Raw genomic sequence first — 21,149 nt, forward strand, 5'->3', positions numbered from 1 at the left:
AATCTAGCAAAAAACTAATTTAATCTTAAATTAGTAATTAAGGTAAATTTTTTAATGAACAAAAACATAGTTGTATTAATAGTTAGTTTTATCGTAGGGTTTATTATTAGCTTTCTTTATTTTAATGCTCAGTATCAAGCTAGAGCAACAGATCCTGTTGCTAATAACACAGTTTCAGAAGCTCCAGAAAAAACAACTAATAATACTTCTAGCACTAGTAACGCTCCTAGCAAAGTAGGGGCATTGATGGCTTTTGGAGCAAAAGCATCTAGTGAAGTAGATAAAGATATACCTCCAGCAGAAACTACTTATAAAAATATTCAAGTCTTAAAAGGTGTTCCTGCAAGTGAAATTTTAACAGTAATGAAAGCTTTTACCGAAGGATTAGGGGTAAATTGTACTTATTGTCATGTTTCTACAGAGGAGTTAGATAAAGATGATAAAGCAATGAAAGCTACTGCACGGAAAATGCTAGAAATGGTGCGGGAAACGAACAAAAAATACCCAACTAATGGTGTAGTAACTTGTTATACTTGTCATCGAGGTGCGGCTAAGCCAGTTTCTTAATCTATTGATTTTACAGTCTTTATTAATTTTCTAGGAAGTAGCTTAAGCAGTTTGATTAGTAGCTTTAGTTACTTCTTGTCCCATTTGACCACGCCACATAAGCGCATACATCTTAAAATCAGCTAAAAAAGAATAGAATGGGTACTTAAAGGTTGCAGGGCGATTCTTTTCAATAAAAAAATGTGAAGTCCAAGCAAAAGCATAAGAGACAACTAGACCAACTAAGAGAAACCATAAATTACCAGTAAAAATAGTTGCTGCTAAAAAGAATAAGCCAAAAGAAGTACCAATAAAATGGAAGGCTCGTGTAGCAAATTGACTATGTTCACGAACATAAAAAGGCCAAAAATCTTCAAAAGATTTAAAATTTTGTGTAGACATATTTTCTCCAAAATTTAAAATTTTGTTTTAGATAATTTAATGATTTTTTAATAACTTAAAGTGAATCTTTAGCTTTTCACTCTTTTCAACAAAGCCTATAAAAGCTATTATGTGCAAGTTAAAAGCAAGCCGTATCCTATCATAAATACTGAATAGTTAAAATAATGACAGACAATTTGCTAGGGGGAAGATATATCATTACAGAACTACTTGGAGAAGGTGGTATAGGAGTAGTTTATAAGGCAGAAGATTTGTTAGAAAGACGAGAAGTAGCTATTAAATTTATGATTCAGGAACCTACAGCAGAATCAGTTACACGAATAACTCGCCAACGCTACTTTGCCCGCGAAATTGCTATTTTATCTCAAATTCGCCATCCAAGCATTGTCTCACTTTATGATAGTGGTTTTACAGATATGGGACTCCCTTTTTTTGTTATGGAATATGTAGTAGGGCAAACCCTTTTAGATATCCTAAAAGATGGTGCAATACTTTTGGGGCGTGCCTTTCGTATCCTTCAACAAGTTTGTTCTGCATTAGATTGTATTCATCAACAAGGGGCTATACATCGAGACTTAAAGCCAGAAAATATCATGATTATTGAGAATGATGGGAGGGAACTAGTAAAATTACTAGATTTTGGCATTGCTAAAATGCTGGAAGAATCTCAAGAAGGCCCTTTTATGCCTATTACCCAAGCAGGTAATATTCTTGGTACTGTTGATTATTTATCTCCAGAACAATGGCAAGATAAACCTTTAGATCAGCGTGCTGATATATATGCTTTAGGATTAATCACTTATGAAATGCTAACAGGGCAACATCCCTTTAGAGGAGGGCTTTCTATAGGTGATACAATGATGAGACATTTGGAAGAAGAACCTGTTCCCCCCTCAAGCCTTGATAAAGATATTCCTATTTTGCTAGACCAAGTAATTTTACGTTGTTTAGCTAAAGATAGAAATCAACGTTACAATAGTGCAATAGATTTTCTTACGGATTTTGAAGAAGTATTAGCAGAAATCTACAGACGAAGTATGAGCTATTTATCTAATCCAGCAACAGAAACTTTAACATTTGAGATAGTAGATATTGAAGATGACGAATAGTTAATAAAGAACCTCATAAATATTTGGCATATTAGTCACACCTTTTAAGTTTAGACCTACAATAGACCTAACAGAAAAAGCATTACTTGTTTGTGATAAAACATTATCGCTAATTAAAATTTGTCTAGCTTTAGATTGTTGCATCAATCGGGCAGCTAAATTAACAGAATTACCAATAGCAGTATAATCCATACGCATTTCTGACCCAATATAACCAACTACTACTTCACCCATATTAATACCAATTCCAAGCTCAATTGGGTCAATATTATAGCTTTGAAGTTCTTCATTAAGCATATAAAGTCGTCTTTGCATAGCAATGGCAGCATTAACGGCATTAAAACTATCTTGGTTGCTTTGATAAGGTGCGCCAAAAAGAGCCATTAGCCCATCTCCAAGAAATTTATCTAAAGTTCCTTGATAAGCAAAAACTAGCTCAGTCATTGCAGAAAGAAAACGATTTAGAGTATAAATAACTATTTCTGGATCGCCTCTTTCTATAAATAAATTAAAATCTTTAATGGTTGCAAATAAAATAGTTACAGGTTGAGTTATTCCATCTCCAATACCAAGTTGATCTGGAGATTGTAAAATTATATCTACTACTTGATTAGGTAAAAAACGTTGGTAATTAGCTCTTAGAATGGCTTCTTGCGCTAATTGGTCGTAGGCAAAAACATTATCCATTGCAATTGCTGCCTGAGCAGCAACAGCGGTTAATAAATCTAAGTCATCTAAAGTAAAAGGGTTAGCTAGTCCTAGTTTATCTGCATAAATCACGCCTAGCATCCTTTGTTTTCCAATCAGAGGAACACACATTAAAGAATGTATATTTTGATAGGCAATGGATTCAGCAGAATTAAAGCGATCATCTAATTGGATATCTTCAGAAATTAAAGCTACTTTTTCTTGGATAACAGTTTGGGTTATTGTTCTGCTTAAATTTAAGGTAAATTCGGCTAAAGATTGGCTTAAATCAGGATGAAAGCTAATAAGACGAGGCTCTAAAAACTGGTTTTCTTCATCCCAAAGCAAAATAGCACAGCGTTCAGCTTGGGTTAGCTTAAAACATAAATTTACTATTTCGCTAAAAACTTTATCTAAATCAAAAACAGAGCTAAGAGTTTTTCCAAAAGCATAGAGCATTTCTATGGTTTGAACTTTTTCTTGAAGTTTTAATTCTAGCTCAAAGCGTTTATCAACTTCTTGAGGGGCATCCTGTAGTGCTTCTAAAAGATTATTAAATACAGATGTCCCTCTAACCTGAGAACGTTGACTAAGAGGTTTTTCACTATATGTAAAACTAGCTTCTCCTACTGTAGCTATTAACTGTAATACATAATTAGCAATAGAAAATCTATCACCGCTTGTAAGCCAATGTTCATCAATTCGTTGCTTATTAATAAAAGTACCATTTGTACTTTCTAAATCTTTAAGTAAAAAACCACCATTCTTTTGTATTAGTGAAGCATGTCGCACAGAAACTTGCTTAGAAGGTAAGACAAGATCATTTTTGGCAGGATTACGACCAATATATATTTCTGTTTTGTTTATTGGAAATTCAAAACTATTTCCTTGAGTGTCATTGACTAGCAATTTAAACATATTATTAAGATTTGAAAACTATTGTCTTAAAATGTCAAGCGTCTTTTAGACTATATAATTAGTCGTTTTAGAAAAAAATAACTTTACATCTTTGCTTAAATCAAAGCAAAATAATTTTAACTAGTAGTTTGAGTAAGTGTATAGTACTACATAAATTAGCATAATTATAAAATATGAGCTATCAAATTAATAATGACAATAAGTTATTAAAATTAGAGAAATTAAGTAAAATTATTGCTAAAAAAATGGGCATGTCTTTTTCTAACAAACAATTAATAGACTTAAATCGAGTTATGGATTTAGTTGCTAAAGAAGCAGGTTTTTTAGATGTAGAAACTTATATAGACTTTTTACTTTCAACTGAGCTAACACACAAAGATATATTAGATTTAGCAGAAAAAGTTACAGTAGGAGAAACATATTTTTTTCGAGAAAAAAAAGCTTTAGAGATTTTAGAAAAAGAAATTTTACCAAAAATTATTAAGCAGCAATGCTACACAAAAAAACAGCTTAAAATTTGGAGTGTCGGTTGTTCTACAGGTGAAGAGCCTTATACCCTTGCAATGATACTAAAAAAAGTGCTAGGGAATTTTGATAATTGGGATATAACTATTTTTGCTAGTGATATTAGTTTATCAAGCTTAAAGAAAGCTATAGCAGGGTTTTATAGCCCTTGGTCATTTCGTGCTATTGAAGTTACTGATAAAAAAACTTTTTTTAATGAGCTAAATGAAAATCAATTTGAAATAATTTCAGAGTTAAAAAAATTTGTAAAATTTGAATACCTTAATTTAGCCCAGGCAATTTATCCTACACATTTTAATATTGCTAATAGTTTTGACATAATTTTTTGTCGTAATGTAATGATTTATTTAACCTTAGAGTGTCAAACAAAAATTATTCAGCATTTTTATAAAGTGTTAAAATCTAGCGGATGGTTAATTGTTAGTTCTACAGAGGCTAGATTGTTAAATAAAAGCCAATTTATAGCAGTCCATTTTCCAGAAACTATTTTGCATCAAAAAACAGTAAAAAATCTTGAAGTAAGTGATTTAGATAAACTTGAAAAAGAAACTTTCTTTGAACTTGATATAGAAAAAAGTGATCAAGTAGGGTTAGAGGAAGAAATAAATGAAAAATCAGATCAAACTTATTTTAAGTTAGCTCAAAAGCAAGCTGATCAAGGTTTTTTAGGGCAAGCTCAAGAGTATTGCGAAAAAGCTATTATAATCAATAAGTTAGAGCCTAATTATCATTACTTGTTAGCTACCATTTTAATTGAAAAAGGAGACGATTCATTAGCAATAGAGTCACTAAAAAAGGTTCTTTACCTAGAACCGGATTTTATGCTCGCTTATTTTCATTTAGCTAAATTAGCTTATAAGCAACCAAGCTTAACCCAAGCAAATAAATATCTAAATAAATTATTGCTATTGATGGGAAAATGTTCACCAAATGATCTAATACCTAATACATTAGATTTAACTGTAGGTAGGCTAACAGAAATAGTAAAAGAGATGATAAAAAATATTAATATATGAGTAGACAAATAGATTGGAATTTATTATATAAACAAATAGAAGAGCAAACCAAGCTAGTAATTAATGAAGAAGATAGTGAAGAAGAAATAAAAAATATCTTAAAATTACGTACAGAAAGATTAGCTAAACCAATAAAAGAAATAGAAATAGCTAACACATTATCTGTTGTAGAGTTTTTATTAGCTAAAGAAAAATATGCAATTGAATCTATTTATATTCAAGAAATCCAGCCTTTGCTTGATTTAACAACTTTACCTACAGCACCAAAATTTATCTTAGGCATAACTAACTTACGTGGGCAGATTCTCTCTGTTATGAATTTGAAGACGTTCTTTAACTTGTCAGATGCTGATATAAAAAATTCTCCTAAGTTAATAGTTGTGTCTGTTGGAGAAATGACTTTAGCCTTTTTAGCTGATGATGTAATAGGAGAAAGCCGGATCTCTTTGCTAGAGCTACAAACTTCACTTCCTACTTTAAACGAAAAACAAAGTAAATATTTAATTGGTATTACTAAAGATCAGTTAATAGTGTTAGATATTGTTAAACTATTGATGGATAAAAAAATTATTGTAAATGAAGAAGTAGAATAATTTTTCTAGGAGAGCAAGTTATTTATGAAATGGTCAGTTGGGACAAAAATTGCTGCTGGGTATGCACTAGCATTATTAATGTTATTAACGATAGGTATGATTTCTTATCGCAATACTGGTGAGCTAGTTAATACTAATCAACTAGAAAAGCATACTTATCAAGTCCTAGAGAAAACAGAATTATTGATATCTCTATTAAAGGATGCAGAAAGCGGGCAACGAGGCTATATAATTACTGGTAATGAAAGCTATTTAGAACCTTACAACCTTGCTTTAGACAATATTGATAAGGTTTTTTTAGACCTAGAAAAACTTGTTATTGATAATCCAGCACAACAAAATCGACTTAATTTACTGCGTCCGCTAATTGATAACAGGATGAGTATTATCAAAGAACTAGTTCTTATACGTAAAGATAAAGGTCTTGAAGCAACAGTTCCATTGGTTTTACAAGGAAAGGGTAAAGAAACAATGGATAGTATCCGCAAGCTAATTGCAGATATAAAATCAGAAGAAACAAGTTTACTAGTACAACGAACAAAAGAAGCAGAATTAGCAATAGCCTCAACTTTTTCCACAATTATTTATGGCATTCCACTAGCAGCATTATTACTTTTTTTTATTGGGATTTTAATCACACGAAATATAACAGGCCCGTTAAGTGAAATTTCTTTAGCATCAGAAAAAATTGCTGGTGGTGAGCTAAATATAAGTTTGCAGGCAAACACTATACGCAAGGATGAAGTAGGAGTATTAGCACAAACTTTTAATTATATGAGTAAGTCTTTATATGATACGGCTAAAGCGGCTGAAGAAATTGCAAATGGTAATTTAAGCATTGAGATAAAGCCACAATCAGAAAAAGATATAATGACTCAATCATTAGTTAAAATGTTAAAAAATCTACATTTAACTACAACTCAGATTCAACAGGGTACAGCAGTTATTTCTTCTTCTACAACTCAAATGCTAGCTTCTATTAGCCAAACGGCTTCGGCTGCACTAGAAACAGCAACAGCCATTAATGAAACGGTTACAACTATTGAGGAAGTAAAACAAACTTCACAATTTGTTAATCAGCAAACAAAAATGGTAGCAGAAAGCTCTCAAAAAGCTGTTCAAGTGTCTAAAATAGGGGAAAAATCGGTTGATGATACAGTAGCAATGATGAATCAGTTAAGAGAACAAACAGAAATGGTTGCAAGCAATGTTGTTAAGTTAAGCGAGCAGAGTCAAGCAATAGGAAATATTATTACTACAGTTAATGACCTGGCGGATCAATCTAATATTTTGGCTATCAATGCAGCAATAGAAGCGGCTCGTGCTGGAGAACAAGGACGAGGTTTTGCTGTAGTAGCACAGGAAGTAAAAAATCTAGCAGATCAATCTAAGACAGCAACTAAGGAAATACAGACTATTGTAGTTGATATTCAAAAAGCTACTAATCTAGTAGTAATGTCAATGGAAAAAGCTAGTAAAGCTGTAGAAACAAGTGTTAAACAATCAATGAATGCAGGAGAATCTATAAAATCTTTAGCGAAAACTATTGCTGAAAATGCAAAATCTATTACTCAAATAACTGTTTCTGCTCAAGAGCAATCTATAGGAATGGATCAACTTTCTTTGGCTATGCAAAATATAAAAGAAGCTAGTGAGCAAAATGTTATTGCTATGAAACAAGCTGAATTAACTGTAAAAGATTTGGATAAACTAGGAAATACATTAAAAGAGTTAATTAGAAAATATCAACCCTAATTTAAATAAAGGTTGAAAGAATGGCTAGTAAAGAAGAAGAATTCTTAAAAAGACTTCGTGCAATGTTTCAATTAGAGGCTCAAGAGCGAATAGATTCTATTGTTACTAATTTAGTAGCAATAGAAAAAAGCCCTAGTAAAGAAAATCAGCAGGAGATTTTAGAAACTATTTTTCGAGAAGCCCATAGCTTAAAAGGCGCGGCAAGGTCGGTTAATTTAAGAAATGTTGAAAGTATTTGCCAGGCTCTTGAAAGTACTTTTGCTAAATTAAAAAAGCAAGAAATTAGTTTTTCCCAAGAATTATTTGATAGTCTACAACTAAAACTAGATGAATTAAAAAAAGAGCTATTTCTAACAGATAAAACAGAAGAAAAAACTGAAATAGCAAACCCTATAGCAACTAATGAAATTAGTAGGGAAAATAAAACAATAGAAAAGCTTATTGAAAAAGAAAAAGTTAAAGAGGAAATAGTAGAAAATTTAATTAAAGAAAAATCTACTGAAATAGATAATAATGTCTTAAAGACTAATAAAATTAGCTTTGCAGATACTATTAGAGTTAATACAGAAAAATTAGATAAATTAATGTTAGAAACTGAGGAATTAATTTTTGTTAAACTAACAATAAACCAGCAAGTTAGCGAACTTAATGAGCTTAAAAATATATTAGTAAACTGGCAAGAAGAGCTAAAAAATTTAGACACTAAATCATTACATAATAAGCCAATAAATAATCAAGTTGATCTAATAAAATATAATTTTGATAAGGTTCAAATATTAGAAAATAAGCTATCTAATTTAATAGTTAAAGCAGAAGGAGACAAACGCACTACTTATCATTTAGTAGATAATTTGTTAGAGGATATGAAAAAAGTTTTAATGCTACCTTTTTCTACTCAAACAAATATTTTTCCTAAACTAGTTAGGGATATTAGTCGAGAGCAAAATAAAGAAATAGATTTTATAATTGAAGGCGACAACATAGAAGTAGATCGACGTATTTTAGAGCAGATTAAAGACCCACTAATTCATATTTTACGTAATAGTATTGATCATGGTATAGAAACACCGTCCATTCGCGTCCAACAAGGAAAAAATGCTAAAGCAGAGATTAAATTAGTAATTTCTCAAGAAGGGGACAAAATAAAAATTGCTGTTTCTGATAATGGAAGAGGAATAAATATTGAACAGGTAAAAGAAAAAGCCTTAAAACAAAAGTTAATTTCTTTAGAACAATCAAAAATTATGTCACCTCAAGAGACAATTTCATTAATATTTGAATCTGGATTTAGTACAAGCCCAATTATTACAGATATTTCCGGTCGTGGTTTGGGTATGGCAATTGTAAAAGAAAAAGTTGATAACCTAGGTGGGAGTCTAGTCATTAACAGTCAAGATCAAGTAGGAACAACACTTGAGCTTTTACTACCTGCAAGTTTAGCTACTGTAAGAGGGGTTTTAATTTCTATTTCAAACCAACTTTTTATTGTTCCTACTATTAATGTTGAGCAAGTTTTAAGGATAAAAAAGACATTAATAAAAACAATTGAAAATAAAGAGGTAATTTTTTTTAACCAGCAAACTTTAGCCTTAATAGCCTTAAGCGATATATTATCTTTATCACCAAATATTGACAAAAGCGAATATATTATAGTTTTAGTTTTAAGAAGTGGTGAAAATAAACTTGCCTTTATTGTTGATAATGTTATTAGTGAGCAAGAGGTTTTAGTAAAATCTTTGGGAAAACAACTTCTTAGGGTTCGTAATATTTCTGCCGCAACAATACTTGGTAGCGGCAAAGTTGTCCCAATATTAAATGTTACTGATTTAATAAAATCAGCAATTAAACAGTCAGGTAATTATCGAAGCATAGATACCCAGGAAAGTAATGTGAAGCAATCTACTATTTTGGTAGCAGAAGATTCTATAACGGCTAGAATGTTAATCAAAAATATTTTGGAAATGGCTGGTTATAAAGTAAAAACTGCTGTTGATGGCCTAGAAGCTTTTGTTTTACTAAAAAATGAAGAATTTGATTTAGTTGTATCAGATATAGAGATGCCAAAAATGAATGGTTTTGAGTTAACTACAAAAATTCGACAAGATAAGAAACTAGCAGATTTACCTATTATTTTAGTTACTAGCTTAGATTCACGCCAAGATAGAGAAAAGGGAATAGATGTTGGAGCAAGTGCTTATATTGTCAAAAGTGATTTTGAGCAAAGCAATTTATTAGCTGTAGTGGAAAAATTTATCTAAGGAATGCTCTTTAATGATAAAAGTCTTGATTGCAGAAGATTCTTTGGTAGATAAAGAATACTTAAGTTATATTCTAAGCCAAGAAACAGACATTGAAATTTTAGGTGTTGCAAAAGATGGTAAAGAAGCCGTTGAGTTATCACAAATATTAAAGCCTGATGTGATAGTAATGGACATCCATATGCCTAAAATGGATGGCTTCCAATCTACTCGCAAAATCATGGAAACAAACCCAGTTCCAATTATTATTATTAGTAGTAGTGATGTTACTAATGATACTATTCCTTTTCTAGCCTTAAAAGCAGGTGCAGTAACAGTATTAGCCAAACCTTATGCTATTGGTCATCCAGAACAAAGAGAATCTAGCCAAGAATTAGTGCAAAAGATTCGGCTAATGTCTCAAATAAAAGTAATTAAACGTGTTGGAGAAAAAGATAGTATTCTCCCAAAAAAAATTATTTCTAAACCTATTTCTAAACCATTAGCAAATATTGACTTGGTTGTAATTGGTGCATCTACAGGAGGCCCGCCAGTAATTCAAAAAATACTTTCTGGACTGCCAATTAATTTTGCTCCAGCAATTCTAATTGTCCAACATATTAGCGTTGGATTTACAAAAATGCTTGCTGAATGGTTAAAGGTTTCTAGTAAATTACCCTGTAAAATTGCTAGTAATAATGAAAGTGTTTTGCTAGGACAGGTTTACATAGCACCAGATAATTTTCATATGCAAATAACACCAGATAAAAAAATAAGTCTTACTAACGATCCAGCAGAAAACGGACTACGGCCAGCCGTGTCTTGTTTATTTCGTTCTGTAGCAAGTAATTTTTCTAATAATGTAATAGGTATTTTACTTACGGGAATGGGTAAGGATGGAGCAGCAGAATTAAAGTTGATAAAAGACAAAGGAGCAATAACAGTTGCACAGGATGAAACTTCTTCGGTTGTTTATGGTATGCCAGGAGAAGCTGTTAAATTAGGTGCTACTACTTATGTTTTATCTCCAGATGAAATTGTTTCATTACTAAAAATTTTAACAAAATAATAAATAGATCAAGGGTAGCTAGTTTATGGAAAATAATTTCTCTAATGAGACAGTAGAAATTCTTGTTGTTGAAGATAGTCGCACACAAGCAGAACAACTTAGATATATATTAGAAAGTTATAATTATAGGGTAAGAGTTGCTTATAATGGGCAATTAGCAATTGATGAAATGATGAAACATTGTCCAACGCTAGTTATTAGCGATATTGTTATGCCAGTGATGGATGGTTATAAGATGTGTCGTTATATTAAATCTAATGAATCATTAAAGCATGTTCCTATTATTTTAGTGACAAGCCTCTCTAGCATTGAGGATGTGATAAAAAGTTTAGAATCTGAGGCAAATCATTTTATTAGAAAACCTTATGAAGAAAGTTACTTACTTGCTCGAATTAGAGATATTCTTACAACTCAAAAATTACGTAGAGATGATGTTGTAAATGAAGGAATTAAGCTACATTTTTCTGGTCAGACATATATGTTTAAGTCTGATCAACAACAAATGTTAGATTTATTAATTTCAGCTTTTGAGAATGCTGTTTATCAAACACAGCAATTAACAGAAAAACAAATAGAATTAACAGAACTAAACCAGCAATTAGAAGAGAAGACCAAAGAATTAGAAAAGGCTAAACAATTGGCTGAAAGTGCTACTCAAGCAAAATCAGAATTTTTAGCAAATATGAGTCATGAAATTCGCACTCCAATGAATGCAATTATTGGATTTACAGGACTACTTTTAGATACAAGTCTAGATAGTGAGCAACTAGACTATGTGAAAACACTTCGCACTAGTGGGGATTCGCTGCTTTCAATTATCAATGATATTTTAGATTTTTCTAAAATTGAGTCTGGCAAACTTGAATTAGAACATGCCACGTTTGATTTAAGAGGTTGTGTTGAAAGTGCATTAGAATTATTGGCCTCTAAAGCAAATGAAAAGGCATTAGAATTAGTCTATTTTATAGATCCATTTGTACCAAATAATTTAATAGGAGATGTTACTAGGCTTCGTCAAATTTTGGTTAATTTGCTAAGCAATGCAATAAAATTTACTAGCCAGGGGGAAGTAGCCTTATTTGTTAAAGTGTTAGAACAACGCAAAATAGGGGAAAAACTTTCTTACAAATTAGAATTTTCTGTTAAAGATAAAGGGATTGGAATTCCAAAAGATAGAATTAACCAATTATTTAAGTCTTTTACTCAAGTAGATAGTTCTATTGCTCGTCATTATGGTGGTTCAGGCTTAGGACTAGCTATTAGTAAACAGTTATGTGAAATGATGGGGGGGGCAATTGGTGTAGAAAGTGAAATGGGCAAGGGTTCAACTTTTCGCTTTACTATTAGTGCTTTTAGCTCTGAAAGTCCTACTCCAGAGTATTTACAACCTAATTTAACTAAGTTTTTAGGTAAAAATTTATTATTAGCAACTAGTAATGCTACTAGACAGGAAATGATAGAAAAGCAATTAAAGTTTTGGGCAATAACCACTAAAACTACAAATAACTTGGCTCAAGCACTAGATTTTATTAAAGGATCAGAACTATTAGACTTATTTATTTTAGATACAAATTTAGTAGACATAGACAATAAAGAATTAATTGAAAGTATACAAAAAGTTGCCCTACGCTTACCTATCATATTATTGATCCCAGTAGGAGAAAGCAAGAAAGTAGCTTTATTTGATAAAGCAAAAGCTAAAACAGCTTTACATAAACCAATTAAAGTTGACCAACTTTTTGAAGCTCTTAATGATATGTTGCTTAACAAAACAACTACAACACCAATTATAAGTAGTACATTTGATAAAGCTTTAGGGCAAAAAACACCATTAAAAATACTGCTAGCAGAAGATAATTTAATAAATCAAAAAATGGCATTATTAATTTTAAGCAAAATGGGATATCGTGCAGATTTAGCAGCTAATGGTTTAGAAGTGATAGATGCGCTAATGCGGCAAAAATATGATGTAGTTTTAATGGATGTCCAAATGCCAGAAATGGACGGACTAGCAGCAACAAAATTTATCTTAAAACAATGGCCGCAAAGAATAGATAGACCTAGAATTATTGCTATGACTGCTAGTGCAAGACAAGAAGATAAAGATCTATGTTTAGCTGCTGGGATGGATGAGTATGTTAGTAAACCCATTGATATAAACGAGTTACAACAAGTTTTAGAAAAATGTCATAATAGCAAACCAGAAATAAAAATTTTAGATGAAAACTTGCCAGTACTTGACCTAAATATTTTAGAATCTTTGCAAATGCTTGCGGATGAAGACGATACTATTTTAGTTATAGAAGTAATAGACTCTTTTCTAAATCAAAGCTCACAGCAACTAATAATGCTAAAAAAAGCTATTTTGACTGCGGAGTTAAAAACAGTTGAAAGAATAGCTCATAGCTTAAAAGGTTCTTGCGGTTATATGGGAGCTAGCCGATTATTAAAGGCTTTTAGTAATTTAGAAAAACAAATATCTTCAAGTGAATTAACAAATAGTTCACAACTCTGTGAGCTATTAACCAAAGAGTTTGAGCTAGTTAAAGAGCAATTGATAATTTATAAATCTAAGTTTTTATAAGCTATCATCAATGGGTAAAACAAGAGGTGGCTCAATTAAAAAGTCAAGAGTTTGAATAGTTTCTAAAGCTTTGGCTAGCTGTTGTTGTGTTGTAGGTTCAAGCATTGTAATAAAAGATAAATAATCTCGCTGTTTATATACTTTTTCCTGATAAATTGAATCTAGGCTAATATTATTATCTGAAAGGATTGTGGCTAATTTAGCAATAATCCCTGGCTTATCGGCAACAGTAAATCTTAAAAAATATGCTAAAGCTTTGGAAGAAATGGCTATCTCTTCTTGATGTACAAGGTTTTGATAGCCAAAAGTTGGGCAAATGCCAGGGCTATTAACAGCTATTTCTCTAGCAATGCGGATAATGTCGGAAACAATGGCTACACCAGTTGGGCCGCTACCAGCACCACGACCATAATAAAAAGTTTGTCCCCCTGCTTCACCTGTTAACATTATGGCGTTAAAGCTACCATTTACTTTGGCTAGCAGACTATTTCTAGGTACTAATGTAGGAGCAACAGAAAGTATTAATTCTTGATTTACAAGTCTAGCACTACAAATTAATTTAATTGTACAGCGCGATTGTGCAGCATAAGCAAAATCTGCTGGAGTAAGTTTAGTAATTCCTTGTGTAGGGATTTTTTTAACATCTACATAACGTCCAAAACAAAGCATTGTCAAAATTGCTAGTTTGTCACGAGCATCTAAGCCTTCAATATCTAAAGTAGGGTCAGCTTCGGCATAACCTAGTTTTTGTGCTTCTGCAAGTGTAGTGGAAAACAAAGCTCCAGAATTTTCCATTTCTGTCAAAATAAAATTAGTTGTTCCATTTAAGATGCCACAAATAGAAACTACTTTTTCTGCTGCTATACCTTCTCTAATTGCGTTTAGAATTGGGATTCCACCAGCTACAGAAGCTTCTATGGCTAAAGATACTTTTTGACTTTGAGCTAGTTCTGCAAGTGCTGGGCCATCGCTAGCAAGCAAAAGCTTATTAGCTGTTACTACGGATTTACCTTGAGCCATTGCTTGACGAATATAGCTATTAGCAGGCTCGCGCCCTCCCATTACTTCTACAACAATATCAATATCTGGGTCATTTATTACTTGAGTCACATCTGTTGTAAAACTTACATTATCCTTTACCCATCTAGTGTCACGGTTTGCAATATTAGGACTAGCTATAGTTTTAATTTTTAGTTTTGGGCTAAGACGTTTAGAAATTTCTGTGTTATGTTCTTGCAAAATTTTAACTGCTCCTGATCCAACCGTACCAAATCCTAAAAAACCAATATTGATGACTTCTCTAGACATGCGCTCTCCTAAAATTTGTAAGCTATTTGTGCTGATAAATTATTCTGATAAAACATTAGAAACAGTTTTTAACAACTCCTCAGCCGTGTATGGTTTTGGTAAAAATGCTTTAATACAATTATTTATTGATGTAGTTGATTTACTGTAAATAACGCCACTAGAAATAATAGCTTTGATATTTGGATTAAGTTTTTCCATTATTCGTAACATTACAGCACCTTCCATTATAGGCATTACCATATCTGTAATTACTAGCTCAATAGAGTCTTTATTTTCTGCATAAGTTGCAACTGCTTCTACTCCATCACTTGCTACAAGTGTTTTATATCCAAAGCTTTCCAAAGATGCCTGTGTTATTTGTTGAATAGATAATTCATCATCCACAATTAATACTAATTTACCTTGACCATAGAAGTTTTTTGCATCTACGCTTTGTTGTGGTGACGGTTGAAGACTTGGTGAATTGCTTGCAGGTAAATAAAGCTTAAATATAGTGCCTTTTTTTAGCTCACTAGAAACTTTAATAAATCCTTTATGATGGCTGATAATAAGGCTGACCGTAGATAAACCTAAACCAGTACCTTTGCCAGGTTCTTTAGTAGTAAAAAAAGGATCATAAATTTGGCTAATATGCTCAGGTGCAATTCCAATACCTGTATCTTTAACAGAAATAAGTACATATTGTCCTGGCGGTATTTCTGTTGTTACAGCAAAAGCAGAATCTATAACAACGTTTTCTGCTTTAATTTCTAGGTTTCCTCCTTCAGTCATTGCATCTCTTGCGTTTATTGCTAAATTCATCAAAAGTTGATGAATCTGTGTTGCATCTGCAAAAATATTAAATAAATTATTTGCAATATTTATAGAAGTATTTATTGATTTTGGAAAAATTTGTAAAAGTATTTTTTCTATATCCAATAAAATATGTTTAACAGAAATATCTGCAAATTCTCCTTTAGCTCCTTTAGCAAAAGCTAAAATTTGTTTTACAAGATCTGCCCCACGTAAAGTAACACTTTCAATTATATTAATGATAGAGGCACTTTTTTCTGGAGAAATTTGTTTTTTTTAGTAAATCTGTAGACATTAAAATTGGAGCAAGAATATTATTTAAATCATGTGCTATTCCACTTGCTAACTTTCCTAAACTTTCTAAACGCTGCGCTTGTAGGAATTGAGTCTCTAATTTTTTCTTTTTTGTAATATCTGTATGTACTGCCAAAATGGATATAGGCACATTTTTACTGTCATACATTAGCGTTAAACGACACTCAATAATAATTTTATTATCTTTAGTTTGTAGTTCTAGCTCTTTTTCCCAGTAACCATCCGTCAGGAGAATTTCTAATAAATCATTATAATTAACCTGATCAGACTTAAATAACTCGCTATAATCTGCCTTTTCTACGATTTCTTGAGAGGGCCAACCATAAATTTTTTCTGCTGCTTTGTTCCAAAATAAAATAGTATTTTCAAAGTCATAAACAATAATTGCATCTTTAGTTATATCTAAAAGTGCTGCTTGTTGTTTTATTTTTTCTTCTGCTTCTTTACACTTGGTTAAATCAAGAATAAATGCCACGGTTTCTTGATGGTTTTCGTCTAAAGTGGCGACACTAACTAATACAGGAACAAGTCTACCCTCTTTGTGAATATATTCCTTTTCAAATGTAGCAAAACTTTTTCCTGTTGATAACTGTTTAGCTGTTTGCTTAAAAAGGTCTTGATATTTTTCAGGCGTAATTTTTCTAATATTTAGGCTATTTGATAGTAGATCTTCTTTTGTGTATCCAATTAAACTTAAGAAAGACTCATTAGCATCTTTGATATTGCCATGAATATCACCAAAAGCTACTCCAATGATGTTGGAGTCAATTAGGTTTTTAAAACGCTCTTGAACAACTTCTATTGCTTTAAGTTCTTTTGATTTCATATCTTCAATAATACTATAGAAGACGAAATTATGATAAAACTCTTATTGCTAAAAATGCTACTAGGTAGCTTTTAGTATTTTTAATTGTTATTATCAAAACGGCCTTTTTTAGAAGGTTGTTACAAAACTTTAAAGTTAAATATTCGAGTAAACTCTTATATATTAATGTGCTTTTAAGGAATCCATATTAACTTAAAAATAAAAATATTGTAAATAATTTTTCTATAAGTAATATATCTAGGCAGGTTTAATTATTAACTAGATAAACCAGGTAAATCTTCTGTATCATTACACTAGTAAATAAAAGTACAAAGTTGATAAGTTAAGGATATTTAGCGGGCTTGGCTATAAATATAATAAAGTCTTTACTATAATAAGCGTTTTTAACCTCTCTACCTTAATTAATACACGTCGCGGAAAGGAAATCTAACTGCATGAGCAAAGAGACCTTGACCATTACGGATAATCGTACTGGTAAAACTTATGAAATCGCTATTAAAGATGGCACTATTAAGGCAATGGATTTACGCCAAATTACAGTAGATGACGATGATTTTGGATTAATGAGTTATGATCCAGCTTTTACTAATACTGCTTCTTGTAAGAGCAAAATAACTTTTATTGATGGAGATAAAGGAATTTTGCGCTACCGAGGTTATCCAATCGAACAATTAGCAGAAAAAAGTACTTATTTAGAAACCGCTTATTTGATACTTAATGGCGAACTGCCCACCGAGCAGCAACTTGTTGATTGGACACATAAAATAACCAATCACACAATGATTCATGAAAATATTAAAAAATTTATAGATGGTTTCCGTTATGATGCTCACCCTATGGGAATGCTACTTAGTGTTGTAGGGGCATTATCAACTTTTTATCCAGCAGCAAAAAACATTTCTGATGCTAAAGTACGTCGCCAAGAAACTGAGCGTTTAATTGCTAAAATGCCAACCATTGCAGCATTTTGCTATCGTCATATTATGGGTTTTCCTTTTGCTTACCCAGATAATGACTTAAGTTATTCAGGTAATTTTCTTAATATGCTCTTTAAGATGACAGAGATTAAATATAAACCAAATCCTGTCTTAGAACGTGCTTTAGATGTTTTATTTATCCTACACGCCGATCATGAACAAAACTGTTCTACTAATGCAATGCGTAGTGTTGCTAGTTCTGAAGTAGATCCTTATGCTGCAATGGCTGGGGCTATTGCAGCACTTTATGGGCCTCTTCATGGTGGAGCTAATGAAGCTGTATTAAGAATGTTGACTGAAATTGGTAGTAAAAACAATATTCCTGACTTTATTAAACGTGTAAAAGGTGGAGAAGGCCGCTTAATGGGCTTTGGTCATCGTGTTTATAAAAATTATGACCCACGTGCCAAAATAATTAAAGAAACTGCTGACCAAGTCTTTGAAGTAACAGGACGTAACCCACTACTAGACATAGCTTTAGAACTAGAAAAAATCGCTTTAGAAGATGAATACTTTATTAAACGTAAGCTTTATCCTAATGTTGATTTCTATTCAGGTCTAATTTATCAAGCAATGGGTTTCCCTGTAGATATGTTCCCAGTCCTTTTTGCTATTCCACGTACAGTTGGCTGGCTATCCCAATGGGAAGAAATGATGGAAGACAAAGAGCAAAAGATTGCACGTCCTAGACAAATTTACTTAGGCTATGATAGCCGTGATTATATACCTATGGGCGAACGTTCTTAATTAATTTAATTAATTTGTGTACATAATAGTAAAGCCTAGAGTTAAGTTTCTAGGCTTTTTTATTGTTCGTTTTCGGACAATAATTTTCTGAAATTGAACAATAAGACCTCCTACCTAAAAAATTAAAGCAAAATAACTATCTAATTTAATAAGACTTATTCCTAATCTATAGGCTAATAACATCTTGGCATAATAGTTGTTAGGTCATTTTGTCTAACAAATAATTGATCTGTGGGGAATCTATGGAAAAGCTTTGGCAAGATCTCCGATATGGTTTTCGTATGCTAAGAAAAAGCCCAATGTTTACCATTGTTGCACTTCTTTCTTTAGCTATTGGAATTGGTAGTAACACTACAATTTTTACTTTAGTACATACGGTTTTACTAAGACCTATTCCAATGATAAGCGAGCCAGAAAATCTAGTAGCAATCTACACTACAGATACAAAAAACAATATGGATTATATGCCAACTGCTTATCTTAATTACTTGGATTTTAAGCAAAATAACAACACATTAACTGATATACTGGGAGCTACTTTTCTTAGAGTTTCTTTTGATAAAAATATAGAAGTAGAACAAATTAATGGGCTTATTGTTACTGGAAATTATTTTGATGTTTTAGCTGTAAAACCTGCTTTAGGACGCTTTTTTCTCCCTGTTGAAGATCAAAATTTTGGACTATATCCAGTAGTAGTAATTAGTTATGAATTTTGGCAAAAACAATTTGGTGGTGATAGCAGCATACTTGGTAAAGAAATTATCTTAAATCGAGAAAGCTTTACTGTGATTGGAGTTGCTCCCCAAGGTTTTCAAGGTGCAACAGTGCTTGGAACTGTAGATTGTTGGCTACCTTTAATGATGCACTAACAAATTACTCATGGAATTTCTCAAGAATGGTTTACGGATAGACGCGCATTACAATTTTTTCTTGTTGGCCGCTTAAAATCAGGTGTTAGCCTATCAGAAGCAGAAATTTCACTAAAAACTATTGCTAAACGTTTGGAAGTAGAATTTCCTAAGACAAATGAATATCGTAGTGTTAAAGTCATACCTTTTTCAGAGTCAACTATAGCCCCACAACTGCGGGGCAATGTTGTTTTAGCTAGTTATTTATTGATGGGAGCAGTAGGGGTAGTTTTACTAATTGCTTGTGCTAATGTTGCTAACCTGCTTTTAGTTCGTGCTAACGGTCGAAAAACTGAAATTGCTGTTCGCCTTTGTCTTGGTGCTAGTCGAGGCCGTTTATTCCAGCAATTAATTATAGAAAGTTTACTAATATCTTTAATGGGTGGACTTCTAGGACTAATACTAGCAGGTTGGAACAAAGATTTAATTTTAGCTATTAGTCCGCCGGGCCTTGCTCAGCTAGACTTAAGCTTAAATAAAACTGTACTAATTTTTACTTTTCTGGTCTCTCTTTTAACAGGTCTAATTTTTGGCTTAGTTCCTGCTCTTCAAATGTCTAACCCTAATCTAATGACAGAGTTAAAAAGTAGAATTGGCTTTAGCAATAACAACCGGGGGTTTTTCCAAATACGTAATGCTTTGGTGATTGTACAGATTGCTTTATCAGTAACAGCTTTAATTATTGCTGGTCTTTTCCTTCGTAGTTTATATAATGCCCAACAAATAAACTTAGGTATAGAGACTAATCAACTAATAACAATAGCTTTTGACTTAGATTACCAAAATTATAATAGACAAAAAGGTTTACAATTTATTAAAGAAGTAGAAGAACAAATAGAAGCATTGCCAGGAGTTGAACAAGCTGTTTTTGCTGCTAATTGGCCGCTTGCACTACGTAATCGTTTTAATACTCGTAATGTTTCTGTAGTTGGTGAAGAAATCCGAGCAGAAAACCAAAGGCTTTTAATTATGTCTGACCGTGTTGGTGTAGGCTATTTTGCTACTATGGGGATTTCTTTAGTACAAGGAAGGGACTTTTCTTCTATAGATAAAGAGGATTCCCCACATGTTGCAATAATTAATGAAGCTATGGCAGACAAACTTTGGCCCGGTCAAAATCCTATTGGTAGAAAAATCAGCGTTTACGCTGAAAAAAATATTAAAGAAATAGTAGGAGTTGTTAAAAATACTAAATATTACTTTACAGTTGGTCAAGATATACAACCAATTATTTATTTTCCACTTGAGCAAACTTATGCTGGGGATATAGCTTTATATATTCGTACTAAGGCAGATCCTGAAGCTTTAAACAAGAGTATTAAAGGAGTAATCCAAAAAATTGATCCAAAATTACCACTAGAAAACTTTCAATTAGTTTCCTCTAGCATAAGGCAATCTTTATGGGCACCTAGAACTAGTGCGATACTTTTATTAGTATTTGCTGCTGTGGCATTACTACTTGCTATGATGGGACTTTATGGAGTAATTGCTTATTGGGTTAGCCAAAGAACCCATGAAATAGGTGTTAGAATGGCTTTAGGTGCTAAACACCAGGATTTAATAGCCATGATCTTAAAACAAGCAGGAGCATTAATTTTAACAGGCTTAACTATTGGAGTTGGGGCCGGTATAATTTTGGCAAAAGTGTTTTCAAGCCTTCTTTATGATATAGAAGTTTTTGATCCTATAGCATTTATTGTTGCACCAGCGATTTTAACTTTGGTTGCTTTCCTTGCTAGCTATATACCTGCTCGCCGAGTAAGCAAAGTTGATCCAATTATTGCCCTAAGATGTGAATAAAATCTAAATAAGACTTAATTGTTGGTGCTAGGGTA

General features: G+C 32.1%; 16 protein-coding genes. 11 read left to right on the plus strand and 5 right to left on the minus strand.

Features of this window, described 5'->3' with window-relative positions:
• Positions 1-54 precede the first annotated feature (54 nt).
• Entirely contained in the window at positions 55-567 is a 513-nt protein-coding gene (locus IPK14_18775) for a c-type cytochrome (protein MBK7995341.1), read from the plus strand.
• Between the two features lie 42 nt (positions 568-609).
• Here IPK14_18775 and IPK14_18780 read toward each other — a convergent pair whose 3' ends face one another.
• A complete protein-coding gene (locus IPK14_18780; protein MBK7995342.1) occupies positions 610-948 on the minus strand; it encodes a DUF962 domain-containing protein in 339 nt (112 codons plus the stop codon).
• Between the two features lie 164 nt (positions 949-1,112).
• Here IPK14_18780 and IPK14_18785 point away from each other — a divergent pair, with 164 nt between their 5' ends.
• Positions 1,113-2,057: a serine/threonine protein kinase gene (locus IPK14_18785; GenBank protein ID MBK7995343.1), complete on the plus strand. Its 945-nt coding sequence runs from the start codon at positions 1,113-1,115 to the stop codon at positions 2,055-2,057.
• Here the strand turns inward: IPK14_18785 and IPK14_18790 are convergent, their stop codons facing one another.
• Entirely contained in the window at positions 2,058-3,662 is a 1,605-nt protein-coding gene (locus IPK14_18790; protein MBK7995344.1) for a GAF domain-containing protein, read from the minus strand. It lies immediately after the preceding gene.
• Between the two features lie 173 nt (positions 3,663-3,835).
• On the opposite strand from IPK14_18790, the gene IPK14_18795 reads away from it, so the two are divergent.
• The 6 genes from IPK14_18795 to IPK14_18820 are packed head-to-tail and all read left to right on the plus strand — an operon-like array spanning position 3,836 to position 13,441.
• The gene (locus IPK14_18795; protein MBK7995345.1) at positions 3,836-5,203 is read left to right on the plus strand and encodes a hypothetical protein; all 1,368 of its coding nucleotides are present in this window, start codon (positions 3,836-3,838) and stop codon (positions 5,201-5,203) included.
• On the plus strand, positions 5,200-5,796 hold the full coding sequence (locus IPK14_18800) for a purine-binding chemotaxis protein CheW (GenBank protein MBK7995346.1): 597 nt from the start codon (positions 5,200-5,202) through the stop codon (positions 5,794-5,796). The genes IPK14_18795 and IPK14_18800 overlap by 4 nt, the downstream gene beginning before the upstream one ends.
• A 24-nt stretch (positions 5,797-5,820) precedes the next feature.
• Positions 5,821-7,551, plus strand: a complete 1,731-nt coding sequence (locus tag IPK14_18805) for a CHASE3 domain-containing protein (GenBank protein ID MBK7995347.1) — start codon at positions 5,821-5,823, stop codon at positions 7,549-7,551.
• A 20-nt stretch (positions 7,552-7,571) separates the two neighbouring features.
• Positions 7,572-9,809: a response regulator gene (locus tag IPK14_18810; protein ID MBK7995348.1), complete on the plus strand. Its 2,238-nt coding sequence runs from the start codon at positions 7,572-7,574 to the stop codon at positions 9,807-9,809.
• 13 nt (positions 9,810-9,822) lie between these two features.
• Positions 9,823-10,857 (plus strand): chemotaxis-specific protein-glutamate methyltransferase CheB, encoded by a 1,035-nt coding sequence (gene cheB, locus IPK14_18815; protein ID MBK7995349.1) that lies wholly within the window; start codon positions 9,823-9,825, stop codon positions 10,855-10,857.
• A 25-nt stretch (positions 10,858-10,882) separates the two neighbouring features.
• A complete protein-coding gene (locus tag IPK14_18820) occupies positions 10,883-13,441 on the plus strand; it encodes a response regulator (GenBank protein MBK7995350.1) in 2,559 nt (852 codons plus the stop codon).
• On the opposite strand, the gene IPK14_18825 is transcribed toward IPK14_18820, so the two are convergent.
• The 3 genes from IPK14_18825 to IPK14_18835 all read right to left on the minus strand — a co-directional run bounded on the left by IPK14_18825 (position 13,436) and on the right by IPK14_18835 (position 16,682).
• Positions 13,436-14,749 (minus strand): homoserine dehydrogenase, encoded by a 1,314-nt coding sequence (locus tag IPK14_18825; protein MBK7995351.1) that lies wholly within the window; start codon positions 14,747-14,749, stop codon positions 13,436-13,438. The genes IPK14_18820 and IPK14_18825 overlap by 6 nt on opposite strands.
• A 39-nt stretch (positions 14,750-14,788) precedes the next feature.
• Entirely contained in the window at positions 14,789-15,667 is an 879-nt protein-coding gene (locus tag IPK14_18830; GenBank protein ID MBK7995352.1) for a response regulator, read from the minus strand.
• 109 nt (positions 15,668-15,776) lie between these two features.
• On the minus strand, positions 15,777-16,682 hold the full coding sequence (locus IPK14_18835; GenBank protein ID MBK7995353.1) for a PAS domain S-box protein: 906 nt from the start codon (positions 16,680-16,682) through the stop codon (positions 15,777-15,779).
• Positions 16,683-17,116: 434 nt separating this feature from the next.
• On the opposite strand from IPK14_18835, the gene IPK14_18840 reads away from it, so the two are divergent.
• The 3 genes from IPK14_18840 (at position 17,117) to IPK14_18850 (ending at position 21,114) form a co-directional block, all read left to right on the plus strand.
• The gene (locus IPK14_18840; GenBank protein ID MBK7995354.1) at positions 17,117-18,406 is read left to right on the plus strand and encodes a citrate synthase; all 1,290 of its coding nucleotides are present in this window, start codon (positions 17,117-17,119) and stop codon (positions 18,404-18,406) included.
• Between the two features lie 242 nt (positions 18,407-18,648).
• A complete protein-coding gene (locus tag IPK14_18845; GenBank protein ID MBK7995355.1) occupies positions 18,649-19,275 on the plus strand; it encodes an ABC transporter permease in 627 nt (208 codons plus the stop codon).
• A 3-nt stretch (positions 19,276-19,278) separates the two neighbouring features.
• Positions 19,279-21,114, plus strand: a complete 1,836-nt coding sequence (locus tag IPK14_18850) for an FtsX-like permease family protein (protein MBK7995356.1) — start codon at positions 19,279-19,281, stop codon at positions 21,112-21,114.
• Positions 21,115-21,149: the final 35 nt, after the last annotated feature.

This window comes from Blastocatellia bacterium (genome assembly GCA_016713405.1).
In the GTDB taxonomy this organism is placed as follows: domain Bacteria; phylum Acidobacteriota; class Blastocatellia; order Chloracidobacteriales; family JADJPF01; genus JADJPF01.

What these genes read in the sequence shown, in the direction of transcription:
- IPK14_18775 (MBK7995341.1), top strand. Translation starts at nt 55, where the DNA reads ATGAACAAAAACATAGTTGTATTAATAGTTAGTTTTATCGTAGGGTTT.
- IPK14_18780 (MBK7995342.1), bottom strand. Translation starts at nt 948, where the DNA reads ATGTCTACACAAAATTTTAAATCTTTTGAAGATTTTTGGCCTTTTTAT.
- IPK14_18785 (MBK7995343.1), top strand. Translation starts at nt 1,113, where the DNA reads ATGACAGACAATTTGCTAGGGGGAAGATATATCATTACAGAACTACTT.
- IPK14_18790 (MBK7995344.1), bottom strand. Translation starts at nt 3,662, where the DNA reads ATGTTTAAATTGCTAGTCAATGACACTCAAGGAAATAGTTTTGAATTT.
- IPK14_18795 (MBK7995345.1), top strand. Translation starts at nt 3,836, where the DNA reads ATGAGCTATCAAATTAATAATGACAATAAGTTATTAAAATTAGAGAAA.
- IPK14_18800 (MBK7995346.1), top strand. Translation starts at nt 5,200, where the DNA reads ATGAGTAGACAAATAGATTGGAATTTATTATATAAACAAATAGAAGAG.
- IPK14_18805 (MBK7995347.1), top strand. Translation starts at nt 5,821, where the DNA reads ATGAAATGGTCAGTTGGGACAAAAATTGCTGCTGGGTATGCACTAGCA.
- IPK14_18810 (MBK7995348.1), top strand. Translation starts at nt 7,572, where the DNA reads ATGGCTAGTAAAGAAGAAGAATTCTTAAAAAGACTTCGTGCAATGTTT.
- cheB (MBK7995349.1), top strand. Translation starts at nt 9,823, where the DNA reads ATGATAAAAGTCTTGATTGCAGAAGATTCTTTGGTAGATAAAGAATAC.
- IPK14_18820 (MBK7995350.1), top strand. Translation starts at nt 10,883, where the DNA reads ATGGAAAATAATTTCTCTAATGAGACAGTAGAAATTCTTGTTGTTGAA.
- IPK14_18825 (MBK7995351.1), bottom strand. Translation starts at nt 14,749, where the DNA reads ATGTCTAGAGAAGTCATCAATATTGGTTTTTTAGGATTTGGTACGGTT.
- IPK14_18835 (MBK7995353.1), bottom strand. Translation starts at nt 16,682, where the DNA reads ATGAAATCAAAAGAACTTAAAGCAATAGAAGTTGTTCAAGAGCGTTTT.
- IPK14_18840 (MBK7995354.1), top strand. Translation starts at nt 17,117, where the DNA reads ATGAGCAAAGAGACCTTGACCATTACGGATAATCGTACTGGTAAAACT.
- IPK14_18845 (MBK7995355.1), top strand. Translation starts at nt 18,649, where the DNA reads ATGGAAAAGCTTTGGCAAGATCTCCGATATGGTTTTCGTATGCTAAGA.